16 protein-coding genes are annotated in these 15515 nt (G+C 62.4%); 2 read left to right on the forward strand and 14 right to left on the reverse strand.

Annotated features, from left to right (window positions below; genetic code table 11):
- Window positions 1-4: 4 nt before the first annotated feature.
- From H0W47_RS02080 to H0W47_RS02090, 3 genes are all read right to left on the reverse strand, one after another.
- Window positions 5-670 (reverse strand): HAD family phosphatase, encoded by a 666-nt coding sequence (locus H0W47_RS02080; RefSeq protein ID WP_296919936.1) that lies wholly within the window; start codon window positions 668-670, stop codon window positions 5-7.
- A 71-nt stretch (window positions 671-741) separates the two neighbouring features.
- Window positions 742-1173 (reverse strand): YchJ family metal-binding protein, encoded by a 432-nt coding sequence (locus tag H0W47_RS02085; RefSeq protein WP_296919939.1) that lies wholly within the window; start codon window positions 1171-1173, stop codon window positions 742-744.
- Complete coding sequence (locus tag H0W47_RS02090; protein ID WP_296919942.1) at window positions 1173-1595, reverse strand: rhodanese-like domain-containing protein; 423 nt, start codon at window positions 1593-1595, stop codon at window positions 1173-1175. The genes H0W47_RS02085 and H0W47_RS02090 overlap by 1 nt, the downstream gene beginning before the upstream one ends.
- 131 nt (window positions 1596-1726) lie before the next feature.
- Between H0W47_RS02090 and H0W47_RS02095 the strand changes: the two genes are divergently transcribed.
- Complete coding sequence (locus H0W47_RS02095) at window positions 1727-3400, forward strand: tryptophan 7-halogenase (RefSeq protein WP_296919945.1); 1674 nt, start codon at window positions 1727-1729, stop codon at window positions 3398-3400.
- A gap of 95 nt (window positions 3401-3495) precedes the next feature.
- On the opposite strand, the gene H0W47_RS02100 is transcribed toward H0W47_RS02095, so the two are convergent.
- The 9 genes from H0W47_RS02100 to H0W47_RS02140 all read right to left on the reverse strand — a co-directional run bounded on the left by H0W47_RS02100 (window position 3496) and on the right by H0W47_RS02140 (window position 11906).
- Window positions 3496-4623: an acyl-CoA dehydrogenase family protein gene (locus H0W47_RS02100; RefSeq protein WP_296919949.1), complete on the reverse strand. Its 1128-nt coding sequence runs from the start codon at window positions 4621-4623 to the stop codon at window positions 3496-3498.
- Between the two features lie 45 nt (window positions 4624-4668).
- Window positions 4669-5844 (reverse strand): acetyl-CoA C-acyltransferase, encoded by a 1176-nt coding sequence (locus H0W47_RS02105; protein WP_296920146.1) that lies wholly within the window; start codon window positions 5842-5844, stop codon window positions 4669-4671.
- Window positions 5845-5867: 23 nt separating this feature from the next.
- Window positions 5868-6350, reverse strand: coding sequence for a hypothetical protein (locus H0W47_RS02110; RefSeq protein ID WP_296919956.1), 483 nt, complete (start codon window positions 6348-6350; stop codon window positions 5868-5870).
- A gap of 8 nt (window positions 6351-6358) precedes the next feature.
- On the reverse strand, window positions 6359-8224 hold the full coding sequence (aceK, locus tag H0W47_RS02115) for a bifunctional isocitrate dehydrogenase kinase/phosphatase (protein WP_296919958.1): 1866 nt from the start codon (window positions 8222-8224) through the stop codon (window positions 6359-6361).
- A 9-nt stretch (window positions 8225-8233) separates the two neighbouring features.
- Window positions 8234-8896 carry a carbonate dehydratase gene (gene can, locus H0W47_RS02120; RefSeq protein ID WP_296919961.1) on the reverse strand — a complete coding sequence of 221 codons (663 nt, stop codon included), beginning with the start codon at window positions 8894-8896 and terminating at the stop codon, window positions 8234-8236.
- A gap of 27 nt (window positions 8897-8923) precedes the next feature.
- Window positions 8924-10105, reverse strand: a complete 1182-nt coding sequence (locus tag H0W47_RS02125) for an isovaleryl-CoA dehydrogenase (RefSeq protein WP_296919964.1) — start codon at window positions 10103-10105, stop codon at window positions 8924-8926.
- An 18-nt stretch (window positions 10106-10123) separates the two neighbouring features.
- Window positions 10124-10585, reverse strand: a complete 462-nt coding sequence (locus H0W47_RS02130; protein ID WP_296919967.1) for a PaaI family thioesterase — start codon at window positions 10583-10585, stop codon at window positions 10124-10126.
- 6 nt (window positions 10586-10591) lie between these two features.
- Window positions 10592-11383: an enoyl-CoA hydratase-related protein gene (locus H0W47_RS02135; protein ID WP_296919971.1), complete on the reverse strand. Its 792-nt coding sequence runs from the start codon at window positions 11381-11383 to the stop codon at window positions 10592-10594.
- A 103-nt stretch (window positions 11384-11486) separates the two neighbouring features.
- Complete coding sequence (locus H0W47_RS02140) at window positions 11487-11906, reverse strand: MerR family DNA-binding transcriptional regulator (protein ID WP_296919973.1); 420 nt, start codon at window positions 11904-11906, stop codon at window positions 11487-11489.
- Window positions 11907-12007: 101 nt separating this feature from the next.
- On the opposite strand from H0W47_RS02140, the gene H0W47_RS02145 reads away from it, so the two are divergent.
- Complete coding sequence (locus H0W47_RS02145) at window positions 12008-13063, forward strand: MBL fold metallo-hydrolase (protein WP_296919977.1); 1056 nt, start codon at window positions 12008-12010, stop codon at window positions 13061-13063.
- On the opposite strand, the gene H0W47_RS02150 is transcribed toward H0W47_RS02145, so the two are convergent.
- Window positions 13051-14658 (reverse strand): ATP-binding protein, encoded by a 1608-nt coding sequence (locus tag H0W47_RS02150; RefSeq protein ID WP_296919980.1) that lies wholly within the window; start codon window positions 14656-14658, stop codon window positions 13051-13053. The two genes, H0W47_RS02145 and H0W47_RS02150, sit on opposite strands and share 13 nt — an antisense overlap.
- 39 nt (window positions 14659-14697) lie before the next feature.
- Complete coding sequence (locus H0W47_RS02155; RefSeq protein WP_296919985.1) at window positions 14698-15339, reverse strand: response regulator; 642 nt, start codon at window positions 15337-15339, stop codon at window positions 14698-14700.
- Between the last annotated feature and the right edge of the window lie 176 nt (window positions 15340-15515).

Raw genomic sequence — 15515 nt, forward strand, 5'->3', positions numbered from 1 at the left:
GTGCTCACAACATGTCCGGCAGGGCTGCCATGTCGGTGAAGATGAGGGCCGCGCCTGCGGCCTTCAACGCCGCCGGCGCGTCATGCCCGGCGGCCGGGCTGTAGCCGAAAACCGTGGCGCCGGCAGCCACGCCGGCCATCACACCGGTCTCGGTATCTTCAATCACCGCGCAGCGTTTGGGGTCCACACCCAGCGCGGCAGCGGCTGCCAGATACACATCGGGCGCGGGTTTGGAGCGCGGCATTTCGTGGCCGCTGAAGATGCGGCCCTTGAAGTAGGGCATGAGCCCGCACTTGTCCATCTGCAACTCGACCTTGAAGCGGTCGGCGCCGGACGCGCAGGCGATGCGGCCGCCGTAAAGCGCGTGAATGGCGGCGGCAGCCCCGACTGCGCCGCGAATCGGCTTGACGCGCGCGACCAGCCCCTCGTTGCGGCGCTCACGGAAGCGCTGCATCCAGTCCTCGGTGATGGCCTGGCCGGTCTTGGCCTCGATCAGCGCGACCTCGTCCTTGACCGCCTTGCCGATGAACAGGCGCATACATTCGTCGCTGCTCAGCGTCCAGCCCAGCTCTTCGAGCATGTCGCGCAACACCCCGTTCGTGATGGGTTCGCTGTCCACCAGCACGCCGTCACAGTCGAACAACACCGCATCGAATTTCAGCACAACCATCCTTTTTGCTACATATTTAATAGCTGCCTGCGCCCGTCATTCTTGGGCTGATGGCATATTTTGCTTGAGACTTAAAGCTGGTCACCGTCAATATAGTACCAACGGCCTGCGCCCTCGCCTTCGCGCACAAAACGGCTGCGCTCATGCAGGCGCAGGGCCGGACTGCCGGGGCTTTTCTGGCGTGCGACAAATTCGACCTCGGCGTGGCAGGCGTCCAGCACGCGATGCTGCCGCACCTCCAGGCCCAGCCATTTCACGCCGGCGTCGAAGCTGATGGACGGCGGGCGATGGCTGGCGTGCCAGGTGGCCAGCAGGTAGTCATCCCGCTCCAGCACAAAGGCGCTGTAACGCGAGCGCATCAGCGACTCGGCATCGGGCGCCGGGGTGATCTCGAAATTGTTGATGAAGCGGCCGCAGCAAGCGTCTAGATTCAGGGGCTTGCCCAACGGCCCCGAACGGCCGCAGGGGCAAGCTGCCGAAACGGGTGGGGAAGAATGCGGCATCAGCCGCCGCTGGTGGAACGGGCCTTGCGCTCTTCCAGCGTCTCGGTCGGTGCGCCCTGCTTGACCCATTCGGCATAACCACCGTCAATGTGCGCGACATTCGTCATGCCCATGTCCTGCAGGGTTTTGGCGGCCAGCGCGCTGCGCCAGCCGGCGCCGCAGAACAGGATGAACTCCTTGCCCTCGTCGGCGAACAGCGGCTTGAAGTAGGGCGACGCCGGATCCACCCAGAATTCGAGCATGCCGCGCGGCGCGTGCAGGCTGCCGACCAGGGTGCCGGGGCCAAGCTCGCGCACGTCGCGGATGTCCACGATCTGCGTGTTCGGGTCCTGCATTTTGGCCCTGGCCTCTTCGACGCTGTAGGTCCTGACCTGCGCCATGGCCTCGTCGACGAGGGCGCGGAATCCTTTGGTGATGGGCATGGGGCTCTCCTGCGGAGGTAAGCTGGTTGGCCGTGTGATTGACGCAGCAATTCTTGCGGGTATTGCCGTCATTTTAAGGTCTGCTCGGGTTAAGCTTGCGCAGCCATTCCGTCCACCCATCGCCCATCCCCATGACCGAAGCTATCCCCCTGCCGCATTCCCGCGCCGACCAGCGCATCCTGATCCTGGGCGGCGGCCTGGCCGGCTTGTCGCTAGCGCTGCAGTTGCGCCAGCGTTTTGCCGAACTTGACATCGTGGTACTGGAGCGGCGCAGCCACCCGGTGCCGGTGGCGGCGCACAAGGTTGGCGAATCGACGGTGGAGATCGGTGCGCACTATTTCGCCAACGTGCTGGGCCTGAAGCCGCACCTCGAGGCCGCGCAGCTCAAAAAGTTCGGCTTTCGGTTTTTCTTCAACGACGGGCGGAAAGACATCGACGCGGTGACCGAACTCGGCGCCAGCACCTTCCTCCCCACGCCGACCTACCAGCTGGACCGCGGCATTTTCGAAAATGAGCTGGGCCGGCTGGCGCTGGAGCGCGGCATCCGTTTTGCAGACAGTGCCATGGTCAAAACCGTCCAGCTGGCCGATGCCGCGCAACCGGACAGCCTGCACCAGGTGCGCTACAGCCATGAAGGTGCCGAGCATGAGCTGCAGGCGCGCTGGCTGGTGGACGCCAGCGGCCGTGCCGGCCTGCTCAAACGCAAACTCGGGCTGGCCGAAGCCAACGATCACCATGCCAACGCGGTCTGGTTCCGCATGGCCGGCAAGGTCGATGTGGACGACTGGTCGGGCGACAGCAACTGGCTGACCCGCTGCGACCCGCCCAAACGCTGGCTCTCCACCAACCACCTGTGCGGCGACGGCTACTGGACATGGCTGATTCCGCTGGCCTCCGGCTCGCACTCGGTGGGCATCGTCTGCGACGCCGACACGCACCCGATCGAGGGCATGAACACTTTCGACAAGGCCATGGACTGGTTTGCCGTGCACCAGCCGCAGCTGCATGCCGAGCTCGACAGCCGCCGCGACCAGCTGCAGGACTTTGCCTTCTTCAAGAATTTTTCTTACGGCTGCAAGCAGGTCTGGGACGGCCATGGTCGCTGGGCGCTGACTGGCGAGGCTGGGCTGTTCCTGGATCCGTTTTATTCACCCGGCAGCGACTTCATCGCGATTTCCAACACCTTCATCACCGAGATGGTGGCGCAAGACATCGCGGGACAGCCGGTGGCCATGTATGCCGAGATCTACCAGTCGGTGTATTTCTCGCTGTACCGCAACATGCTGCCGATGTACACCGGACAGTATGCGATCTTCGGCAATGCCGAGGTGATGCCCATCAAGGTGCTGTGGGACTACACCTATTACTGGGGCGTGATGTGCCAGCTCTACTTCCAGAACAAGTGGGTCGACATCAGCGCCATGGGCCGGCTGAAAAAAACGCTGGAGGCCGTGGAGCAACTCAATGTGGCGATGCAGGCCTTCCTGCGCGCCTGGGACACGGGCGGCCGCACGCCCGACGTGACACGCATGCTGGACCAGGCCACCATGCCCTGGTTTGCCGAGCTGAACCGCAGCCTGACTGACACGCTGGACAACGCTCAGTTCAAGGAGCGGCTGCGCCTGAACCTCGCGCAGCTCGATGCACTGGCGCTGCAGATCGTGACCCATGCGCACACCACACAACCCGGCCTGGACGACAGCGCGGTGCGCGCCAGCCTGAGCAACACTGCGATGGAAGGCGACGCGGAACAAGGCCACCTGTTGTTCCCGCAGATGCAGGAGCGTGCTGCGCAAATGGCCTAGCCAAGCCGGACAGCGCGCGGGCTCGTTGCGCAAGCAGGGGCCGCCCCCTGCATGGGGAAGGAGACTACATGCAGTGAGCCTCAACGGGGGTTTGCCTAGATCTGTCTTTGAATGATGATTTTCTGCACGTCGCTCGTGCCTTCATAAATCTGGCACACCCGCACGTCGCGGTAAATCCGCTCCACTGGGAAGTCGTTGACATAACCATAACCGCCCAGAGTCTGGATCGCGGCGCTGCAGACTTTTTCGGCCATCTCGCTGGCAAACAGCTTGGCCATGGCCGCCTCCTTCAGGCAGGGCAGGCCGGCATCGCGCAAACTGGCGGCGTGCCAGATCAGCTGCCGCGCGGCTTCGAGCTGGGTGGCACAGTCGGCCAGACGGAAGCCCACTGCCTGGTGGTTGAAGATGGCGGTGCCAAAACTTTGCCGCTCCTTGGCGTAAGCCAGCGCAAACTCGAAGGCGCTACGCGCCATGCCCACACTCTGTGCCGCAATGCCGATGCGTCCGCCTTCGAGCGCGCCCAGGGCAATGCGATAGCCTTCACCCTCCGCGCCAATCAGGTTCTCGGCAGGGATGCGGCAGTTGTCAAAGTTGATTTGTGCCGTGTCACTGCTGTGCTGACCGAGTTTTTCTTCCAGCCGCGCCACCATATAACCCGGCGCATCGGTCGGCACCAGAAACGCGCTCATGCCTTTTTTCCCAGCACCCTTGTCGGTGACCGCAATCACGATGGCGAGCTGGCCGTTTTTGCCGCTGGTGATGAACTGCTTGACGCCGTTGATGACGTAGCCGTCGCCCTCTTTCACTGCGGTGGTACGCAAGCCCGACGCGTCGCTGCCGACATGCGGCTCGGTCAGGCAGAACACGCCCAGCATCTGCCCCTGCGCCAGCGGTGTGAGCCACTGCTTTTTCTGCTGCGCATTGCCATAACGCAGCAGGATGGCGTTGACCGGGCAATTGGTGACAGAAATCGCCGTGCTGGTGCCGCCGTCGCCGGCCGCGATTTCTTCCAGCACCAGCGCCAGCGTCAGGTAGTCAAGGTTCGCACCGCCAAACTCTTCGGGCACGCAGATGCCGTAGGCGCCGAGCGCGGCCAGGCCCTGGTGCGCTTCTTTAGGAAAGTGGCGCTCCCGGTCCCACCTTGCGGCGTGGGGCCAGAGTTCGGCCTGCGCGAAGTCACGCACCGCATCACGGATCTGTTCTTGCTCGGAGTTAAGTATCAAATCGGCCTCCAGCCCTTATGAAATATGCGTCAACAGCTATTGTATTTATAGCAACTCAATAGCCAGCGCCGTGCCTTCGCCGCCGCCAATGCACAAGGTGGCGACGCCTTTCTTCAGCCCGCGCGCCTGCAGCGCATGGATCAACGTGACGATGATGCGCGCGCCGCTGGCGCCAATCGGGTGGCCCAGCGCACAGGCGCCGCCGTTGACGATGTCGTGGCTGATGCCGAGCTCCTTCATCGCAGCCATGGGCACCACGGCGAAAGCCTCGTTGACTTCCCACAAGTCCACGTCTTTCACGCTCCAGCCGATTTTCTTGAGCAGCTTGCTGACGGCGCCGACTGGCGCGGTGGTAAACCATTCCGGCTCTTGCGCAAAGGTGGCGTGGCCGACGATGCGGGCGATGGGCTTGGCGCCCAGTTCTTTCGCGGTTGATGCACGTGCCAGCACCAGCGCGGCGGCGCCGTCGTTGATGGACGAGCTGGAGGCGGCGGTGATGGTGCCGTCTTTTTTGAACGCGGGTTTGAGCGTGGGAATTTTGTCGAGCTTGACTTTGCCCGGGCCCTCATCGATGGAAATCACGGTCTCGCCGCTGCGGCCCTTGACAGTCACCGGCGTGATCTCGGCCTTGAAGGCGCCCGACTCGGTGGCGGCCTTGGCACGGTTGACGCTGGTGGTGGCAAAAGCGTCCTGCGCTTCACGCGTGAATTTGTATTTGTCAGCGCACTGCTCGCCGAAGGTGCCCATGGCACGGCCCGGCTCATAAGCGTCTTCCAGGCCGTCGAGCATCATGTGGTCGAAGATGCGGTCATGGCCGATGCGCACGCCGCTGCGGCCCTTGAGCAACAGATGCGGCGCATTGGTCATGCTTTCCATGCCCCCAGCCACCATGACGTCGCGGCTGCCGACCAGCAACTGGTCGTGCGCAAGCATCGTGGCTTCCATGCCGGAGCCACACATCTTCGACAGCGTCACCGCGCCGGTGCTGGCCGGCAGGCCGCCCTTGAAGCCGGCCTGGCGCGCAGGCGCTTGGCCCTGGCCGGCCATCAGGCAGTTGCCGAAAAGTACTTCGTCCACTTTTTCAGGCGCAATGCCGGAGCGCTCAATGGCCGCCTTGATGGCGGCGCCGCCGAGATCATGCGCAGACAAGCTGGAAAAATCGCCCTGGAAGCCACCCATGGGGGTGCGGGCCGCGCCGAGGATGACGATGGTGTCAAGAATGGATGGGGACATGGTTTTCTCCTTTAGTTAAGTTGAATGACGACGCCGCGTTCTTCTTCGGCGATGCGCTGGATGTAGTGCTGGAAGCCCGGGTCTTCCCCGCGTAGCAGCAGCGGCAGGGCATTGAAAAAATTCTCGCGCCGGCACCACTCGCGCATGTAGTCGTCCCAGCTGTTCCAGCGGCGCGCCTCGACCTCGCTCATGTGCTCGTTCCAGGCCACGATGTAGGCACGCTCGAACAGGGAGATGAGCATCTCGTAGATGATCATGGTGCGCTCGTTCTGGTCAGGCGTGGGATGCTCCAGTGCCTCGCTGGTGCGCAGGTGCAGGTCAGGGTTGGCCAGCACCACCTTGAGGAAGTCGTTGTAGGCATTCGACAGCAACTGATAAGCCTCTTCTTCCTCGTTGTTGCGCTCCTTGCGCTGCTCGAGCATGAAGAAAAAGATTGCCACCGGCAGCGCCAGGGCTGTGACCACAAAACTCGCGTATTCCCAGAAGTCGCGCATGGGCTGCCTCAGGCCTGCTGCGCGCTGTACTTGCGCACAAAGCGGCGGTCCTGCTCGTAGGGAAACACGTCATACACGTGGCCAGCGGCAATGCGCTCCTTGTGGCTCTGCCAGAAGGCGGCGTCCAGCAGGTCGGCGTGGTGCTTCATGAACACCTCACGCACCGCGCTGTTGCCCAGCAGGAAAGGGGCGAAGGTTTCGGGGAACACATCGCGCGGCCCGACCGAATACCAGACCTCGCCGCTCATCTCTTCTTCCTCATTGCGCGGCAGTGGCACCTTGCGGAAGTTGCAGTCGGTGATGTATTCAATCTCGTCGTAGTCGTAAAACACCACCTTGCCGTGGCGCGTGATGCCGAAGTTTTTGAACAGCATGTCGCCAGGGAAGATGTTGGCCGCGACCAGGTCTTTGATGGCGTTGCCGTACTCGATCACCGCGCGTTCGATCTGGCCTTTGGCGAAAGGCTCTTCCACACCGGTGTCAAACGCTTCCTGCAGGTAGATATTGAGCGGGATCATGCGGCGCTCGATGTAGACATGCTTGATGATGACTTCCTGCTGGCCATCGCCGTCGCGGTCGCTGATCTCGAGCTGGCTGGGCGCAAACTTCTCGATCTCGGCGATCAGGCTGTCGTCGAAACGCGCGCGCGGGAAGGCCACCTCGCTGTACTCCTGGGTGTCGGCCATGCGGCCGACGCGGTCGTGCTGTTTGACCAGCAAATACTTTCCCTTGATCTGCTCTCGCGTGGTGTCCTTAGGCGGCGGATAAAAGTCCTTGATCACCTTGAACACATAGGGAAACGACGGCAGATCAAACACCAGCATGACCATGCCCTTGATGCCGGGCGCGATGCGGAACTTGTCGGTGCTGTGGCGCAGGTGGTAGAGGAAGTCGCGGTAGAACAGCGTCTTGCCCTGCTTGGCCAGACCCAGCGCGTTGTAGATCTCGGCGCGCGGCATGCGCGGCATCATGCTGCGCAGAAACTGCACATAGGCCGACGGGATGCCGATGTCCACCATGAAGTAGGCGCGTGCAAAACTGAACAGGATGAGCAGGTCGTCCTCGCCGATCAGCATGGCGTCGATCACCAGCTTGCCGGGTGTGGATTGCCCGAAAATGCCTTCGCCGGCCGGTTGCGGCGCGTCTCCACGCAATTGGGTGTGCAGCAGCGGCAGCGCAAACGGAAGCTCGTTGAAGCCGTTGATCAGCTTGCCAACGACGTAGGCGCCCTTGTTGCGGAAAAACAGGCTGGACAACACCTGGATCTGGAAGTTGGCGCGCAGTTTGACCTCACCGATGCGCGCGCTGAGCTCTTTCACCACATGGGCGACGTCGCGCTCCAGGTCCTCGAACTCCAGTCGCAGGTCGAAATCCTTCACCATGGCAACCAGGTTCTCCTGCAGGCTGTCACGCTGCGGATAGTAGGCGCGATAGGTCGGCCGCGCTGCCGGTTCGTCGTTCTCGATGTATTCGGTGCTGACGGCCGGCCGCACAAAAATGAAGTCGTTCTGGAAGTAACTGCGGTGCAGGATCTTGGTGGTGACCGAGTTGAAAAAGGTCTCGGCCAGCTCCGGCTGATGGTGGTTCACCAGCAGGCCGATGTAATGCAGCTTGATCTGCTGCCAGACGTCCATGGGCAAGTCGCCAGCCTTGAATTCGCGCTCCAGCCGCGTCGAGGCCTCGCGCACGCGCAGGTCGTAAAACTCAATGCGCTCACGCTGCGCGCGCTGCTGGCCGTGCCAGTCGGCGGTTTCAAAGCGGTGTTTGGCACGTGCCGACTCGCTGCGGAACAGCTGGTAGTGCCGGTTGAAGCCGTCCATCATCGCCTTGGCGATGTCGTAGGCTAGCGGCGAGTCGAGGCGCTGCGGGAACATGGTCCTGTGTTACGAAGCGCGACGGCTGTCCCAGACACGTTCAACCGCCGCGCGGTACAGGTCGTCGAGCTCGGCGGGGCTGGAGATGGTCATCTTCAGGTCCTGCAGCAGGCCGTCGTGCACGCCAAAAGCCCAACCGTGGATGCTGACGTTCTGGCCCTTGGCCCAGGCATCAACCATGACGGTGCTGACGCAGACGTTGACCACCTGCTCGATCACATTGAGGTCGCACAGTGCATCGGCGCGCACCGCATCGGACAAGCTGTCGAGCAGCTGACGGTGGCGATGCCGCACGTCCTGGATGTGGCGTATCCAGTTGTCGGCCAGACCGATGCGCGCGCCATCCAGCGCCGCCTGCACGCCGCCGCAGCCGTAGTGCCCGACCACCATGATGTGTTCGACCTTGAGCATTTCCACCGCAAACTGGATGGCCGACAGGGCATTGAGGTCGGAGTGCACCACGATATTGGCCACGTTGCGATGCACAAACACCTCGCCGGGCTCCAACCCGGTGATCTGATTCGCCGGCACACGGCTGTCGGAGCAGCCTATCCACATGTATTTGGGCTTTTGCTGCTTGACCAGGCTGGTGAAAAAACCGGGGCGCTCGCGCTCCATTTGCCCGGCCCAGGCGCGGTTGTGGCTGAAAAGATCGGTGATGGAAGAAGTCATGGTGCTATTGTGGCTTGTGCCGCCTCCTTACATGGTTTCTGCAAACAGTTCGCGGCCGATCAGCATGCGGCGGATCTCACTGGTCCCCGCCCCAATTTCATACAGCTTGGCGTCGCGCCAAAGCCGGCCCAGCGGGTAGTCGTTGATATAGCCGTTGCCGCCGTAGATCTGCACGCCCTCGCCTGCCATCCAGGTGGCTTTTTCAGCGCACCACAAAATGACTGATGCGCAGTCCTTGCGCACCTGGCGCACATGGTCGGTACCCAGCATGTCGAGGTTTTTGGCAACGGTGTAGGCAAAAGAGCGGCCGGCTTGCAGCACGGTGTACATGTCAGCCACCTTGCCCTGAATCAGCTGAAACTCGCCAATGCTCTGGCCAAACTGTTTGCGGTCGTGGATGTAAGGGATGACGTTGTCCATGACGGACTGCATGATGCCCAGCGGCCCACCGGTGAGCACCGCGCGCTCATAGTCCAGGCCACTCATCAGCACTTTAGCGCCGCCGTTGAGATTGCCCAGGACGTTTTGCGCCGGGACCTCTACGTTGTTGAACACCAGCTCGCCCGTGTGTGAACCCCGCATGCCCAGTTTGTCGAGCTTTTGCGCGACAGAAAAACCTTTCATGCCTTTTTCAATCAGGAAAGCAGTCACGCCGCGCGCGCCCAGCTCGGGCTCGGTCTTGGCGTAGACAACCAGGGTGTCGGCATCGGGGCCGTTGGTGATCCACATCTTGCTGCCGTTGAGAACGTAGAAACCCCCCTTGTCTTCTGCCTTGAGCTTCATGCTGATCACGTCGCTGCCCGCGCCGGGTTCGCTCATGGCCAACGCGCCCACATGCTCACCGCTGATCAGTTTGGGCAGGTATTTTTTGCGCTGCTCTTCGCTGCCGTTGCGCTTGATCTGATTCACGCATAGATTGCTGTGCGCGCCGTAACTCAGGCCGACCGAGGCGGACGCGCGGGAGATCTCTTCCATGGCGATCATGTGCGCCAGGTAGCCCATGTTGGCGCCGCCGTATTCCTCGCCGACGGTAATGCCCAGCACGCCGAGGCTGCCCATCTTTTGCCAGAGGTCCATGGGAAACTGGTCGTTGCGGTCGATTTCGCCAGCACGCGGGGCGATTTCGGCCTGCGCAAATTCGCGCACCGCATCGCGCAGCGCGTCAATGTCTTCACCGAGCTGAAAGTTGAGTCCGGGCAGATTGTTCATGGGGTCTCCTTGGGGGGGTCAGTTCTTGACGTCGTCGCGCCCGGTGATGGTCATCAGCGTGGCGCCCAGGGTGGCGATCAGCTTTTCACTGCCGCCGTCAATGGCGTAGGCACGGCCTTCGGTCACGGTGATGGTGCGGCCGGGCTTGACGACCTGGCCGACCATGCGAAAACGCTGGCCTTTGGCCGGGGCCAGCAGGTTGATCTTGAATTCGATGGTCAGCACACCGGCGCCTTCCGGCATCAGTGTGAAGCCGGCATAGCCGCAGGCCGTGTCCAGCGCCGTGGCCACCATGCCGGCATGCAAAAAGCCGTGCTGCTGGCTCAGGCCGGCAGCCCAGGGCAGCTCGATCACGACACGGCCGGGGGCGATGTCGGCGAGCGACGCACCCAGCGTACCCATGGCGCCCTGCATTGCAAAGCTGCCCCGCACCCTGGCCACATAGCCTGGATCACGGGGATCAAAATGAGGTTGATCCATAGCTCGTCACTGGCCGCCAAACGCAGGTCTGCGCTTTTCGACGAAGGCCCTGGCACCCTCCAGCCCATCGCGTGACATGGCAAGTTCGGCAATCTGACGGGTTTCGCGTTCCATTTGCGACTCAAGACTGTCATTGAACGACATCATTACCAATTTCTTCGCTCCGCCATAAGCACGGGTGGGACCACTGGCCAACTGGCCAGCGAGTTTATCAATCTCGTTCTCAAAATCTGCCTGAGCGACCACGCGGTTGATCAAACCCCATTCCAGCGCCTCTGCTGCATCCAGGATCCGCGGTGTCAGGTACAGCTCCATCGTGCGCCGACGGCCAAGCAAGCGTGGCAGAAACCAGCTGGAGCTGCCGTCAGGGGACAAGCCCACGTTGGCATAGGCGCTGGTAAAAGTCGCATGATCGGCAGCCACCGCCAGATCACAGGCCGCCGCCAGACTCAAGCCGGCACCCGCAGCCACGCCGTTTATCGCTGCCAACACGGGGGCCTCCATCCATGCGAGCCGCGAGATCGCCATATGAAAGAGGCCAGTCATTTCCTTGATGAGCAGGTCCACGGTCTCAGCGTTGGTCGCAAAGGAGGCCACATCGCCACCTGCACAAAAAGCCTTGACCCCACTGCCAGTGATCACCACAGCGCGCACGCGCCGGTCACTGCCGCAACGGTTCACGATGTCGCACAGTTCCTTCATGGCATCGAGATTAAGCGCGTTGTAGGCGGTGGGCCGCTCAATGGTGATACGGGCCACATGCGCCTGCACGTCAAAGCTGAAATTGCTGTACGCCATGTTGCTGCTCCGGAAATTTCTCAAGACCATCTGGCGCCCCCTCTGCGAGTCGCGCCGTACAGCGCGGCATCGAGTTGACGTTTACGTAAACGTCAATTATGGCCTACTTCGCGCTTTTCGGCGTTTTACCGGCCTTGACCGTTTTGGCCAGCAAGGTGCGGGCCTCCTTCTCATGCAGCTTGACCTCTTCCAGATTGGCCTGCAGGTCGGCCATCTGCTCCTCTAGCTGCTTTCGGTGCTGGGCCAGCACGGCAAGAAACTTGGTCAGTTGCGGGCCGGTGTCGCGCGGGCTGTCGTAGGTTTCGATAATTTCCCGCGCCTCGGTCAGGCTCAGGCCCAAACGCTTGGCGCGCAAGGTCAATTTAAGCCGGGTACGGTCGCGCGCGCTGTAGACCCGGCTGCGCCCGCCCGGGCCTTCGCGCAGCGGCTGCAGCAGGCCCATGTCTTCGTAAAAGCGGATGGCACGCGTCGTCAGGTCGAACTCCCTGGCCAGATCGCTGATGGAATACGTGGTGCTTGCCATGTGTGTGAAACCCGGGTGACAGAGACTGGGACGCCAAATCAGGTGTAATGAGGTTCTAGTTTACGTTAACGTAAACGTCAACCGACAGGGGATCTTACAAGATGAATGCACAGGAAGCAGAACTTCTCTACCCGCTGGGGGACGCCCTGCCGATGGGCGGAGGCACGCTGGCCGTGGCTCCCGGCGTCAAATGGATACGCATGGTGCTGCCGTTTGCGTTGGACCACATCAATCTGTGGCTGCTGGAGGACGACATAGGCGGGCAGCGCGGCTGGACCGTGGTCGACTGTTGCGTCAGCCGCGACGAAGCCAAGGCGTCATGGGAACAGATTTTCGCCGGCGAGCTGGACGGCCTGCCCATCCTGCGGGTGATCGTCACCCACATGCACCCTGACCACATCGGCCTTGCGCACTGGCTGTGTGAGCGCTGGAAGGCCCCGCTGTGGATCAGCGCGACCGACTACAACACGGCCAGCCTCAGCATACGCAGCAGCACCGGTTTCGGTGGTGAAAACTCGGCGGACTTTTTTGCGTCACACGGTTTGGCCAACCCGGAGCACCTCGCACAAATCCGCGGCCGCAGCAACTACTACCCCGGGCTGGTTCCGGCCGTACCCCGCAGCTTTCACCGCATGATGGACGGGCAGGTGATCCGCATCGGCGGGCGCGACTGGACCTGCATCAGCGGTTATGGCCATGCGCCAGAACACATCGCGCTGTCCTGCCCGGAGGTCAAGCTGCTGATCAGCGGCGACATGGTGCTGCCGCGCATCTCGACCAATGTCAGTGTGTACGACGTGGAGCCCGAGTCCAACCCGCTGACACTGTTTCTGCAGTCCATCGACAAGTTTCGCGCGCTGGATACCGACACGCTGGTGCTGCCCTCACACGGCAAACCCTTCCGCGGCCTGCACATACGCATCGCGCAGTTGCATGCGCACCACCACGACCGGCTGGCCGAGGTCATGCAAGCCTGCGCCGCCAGCCCCTGTAGCGGTGCCGACATCCTGCCGGTGATGTTCAAACGCCCGCTGGATTTGCACCAGACCACGTTTGCCATGGGTGAAGCGGTGGCCCACCTCCACACCCTGTGGTTTGAAGGCCGGCTGCTGCGCCTGCGCGGCAGCGACGGCATCTACCGGTTTTACCCAGCCTGATGGGGCGGCGAGGGTTGCGGCGCTTCGGGGGCCGCACTGTCCTGTGGCAGCGCCATGAAAAAGCTGGCGCCGCCGCTGTCTGCGGTGGTGGCCCAGACCCTGCCGCCATGGCGCTCGGCCACCCGTTTGACAATCGCCAGACCCAGGCCTCCGCCCGGAAAATCGGCAGACGAATGCAGGCGCTGAAAAGCGGTAAACAGTCTGTCGGCATAAGCTGCGTCGAAACCAACGCCGTTGTCGGCCACCACCAGCACGCTTTCCCGGGGAGCTGCCCCTGGCACCACCGCGACCCGGATCCAGCCCTGCGCCTTGCGGGCGGTGAACTTCCAGGCGTTGTCCAGCAGGCAGTCCACCGCCGTGAGGAGCAGGTTGCGGTCGCCATACACCGGCAGGGTCTGCGGAATCTCCAGAACCAGGTCGCGCTCCGGTTCGCGCTTGCGCCAGTCATCAATCAACCGCAGGCACAAGGGCGCCAGGTCCACCGGCGCCGGGCTTAGCGCCATGCCCGGTACATGCGCCAGCATGCGCAGATCATCGATCAGCTTGGCAAGCTGGCGCGTGCTGGCCCGGATGCGCGACAGGTAGCGCAGGCCCTGTTCGTCGAGTGCGGCCGCATACCGCTCGGCCAGTGTGGCGGCAAAACCGCTGACCGCATGCAGCGGCGCCTTGAGATCGTCCGACACCGCGTGGATAAAGGTGTCCAGCTCCTGCCGGCTGCGCTGCAGTTCGCAAGCGTGGTAGGCGAGCCGCTGCTCCAGCGCATCATTGAGGTGCTGGAGCTGACTGTCTGCGAAATGCCGCGCCCCCACGTCCACCACACTGACCAGCACGGCGGGCCGCTCCAGCCATTGCACGCTGCTGCAAGCCAGCTCCACCAGCACCCGCTCGCCGTTCATCCGGCATTGCGTGCATACCCGCATCTCCTGCTGGAAGGCGCCGGCGGGCAGGCTGGCCAGCCAAGTCGTCGCTTCACCTTCCGGAAAGAAAGCCTCGACCTGGGGCAGCGCCGCCGGGTCGTCGGCCAGACCGTAGAACACGGCCGCCATTTTGTTGACTGCAAGCACGGTCCGGGATTCCGCGTCAAACAGCCACATGGCCTGGGTGTTGCCGTCAAACAGGCTCTGGTTGCACAGCTCGCTGTCCTGCAGCAGCAACAAGGCCTGGCGGGTATCGCTGACGTCGCGCAGGTTGACCACCGCGCCGCCGGCGTGCCGACGCAGGCTGTATTCGGTCCACCGGTCTTCAAACGAATCATGGACGACAAAAACATGCGCGTCACCGTGACGCATGGCCTGCTCAGATGCACTGCGGTGGCCGTCAGCGAGCTCCTCCGACACGGTTTCCCAGAACTCCGTGCCTGCCAGACCCTCGCCCGGCGCATGCATCAGCGCGCGCGCCGCGCTGTTGAGTGACACGATGCGCCAGCCGGCATCCAGCACGATGATGCCCTGGCTCGCCAGTTCCAGGCCGGCCTGCCAGCCCTCTGTGTCGGCCCCTGCGCTGCCTGCGCCAAGGGTGTCACGCCGGCTCAGTCGCATCCGTCCAGGCCAGAAGGCTTGCAGCCACGCACGGAACATGGCCAATGGGGATTGCACGGTAGCCGCTCTTTCCAGGCGCCGTAGTGCGCTGGCGCGTCAGCGCCACTTACGGTTGGCCACCAGCAGGGCGGTCACGTACCCATGGAGCCAGTCAAAGTTGATGGGCTTTTCAAGGTAGTGCGAATTCGGCGGCAAGCCGCCGCGCTCTGTAATGGCCTCTCTCGGCAGCCCGCTGATCACCAGAATCTGCATGGTCGCCAGGTGCTGGTTGCGCTTGAGTGCGCGCAGCATTTCCATGCCGTCCACCCCGGGCATGTTCAGGTCGGTGATCAGCAGGTTGGGCCGCATGGTAGCAATGTCCATCAGCGCCTCCAGCGCGGACGGCATGAAACTGCAGTCCACCGCCATGTCCCACTCCTCAAACTGGGCCTTGTAGAGTTCGCGCGCATCTTCGTCGTCCTCCACCACCAGCACGCTCAGGCGGCTGCGCGGGTCGGGGTCCGCAGGTGTCAACTGCGGGCTGTTTTTCTGCAGGTAGGCATTGATGGCCCTGAGCGACAGGCGGCGGTGGCCGCCCAAGGTTTTCCAGGCTTCGATCTCCCCTTTCTCAACCAGTGACTGCACCGTGGCCACGGACAGGCCCAGCAACTTGGCGGCGTAGGTGGTACCGCAGTAATCGTCACTGGAAAAATCGGTGGAGGTGATGGCAGTTTCGAAGGGCTGGGGTTCGCGCGGCATGGGGATGATCCAAAAAGGAAATAAATTGCAATTTAATAGATTTATTGAATTTAATCAACGCAGATGACATTCCATCAATTTGACATTTCATCCGGCTCCAGCCCGCGACTGATGATGAAACAAGCCGTCAGCCCTGGTACAGCAAGCGCAAGATGCTATTAAAATTATAGCGCTGC

The sequence above is a fragment of the Polaromonas sp. genome (genome assembly GCF_013817205.1).
GTDB lineage: Bacteria > Pseudomonadota > Gammaproteobacteria > Burkholderiales > Burkholderiaceae_C > Polaromonas.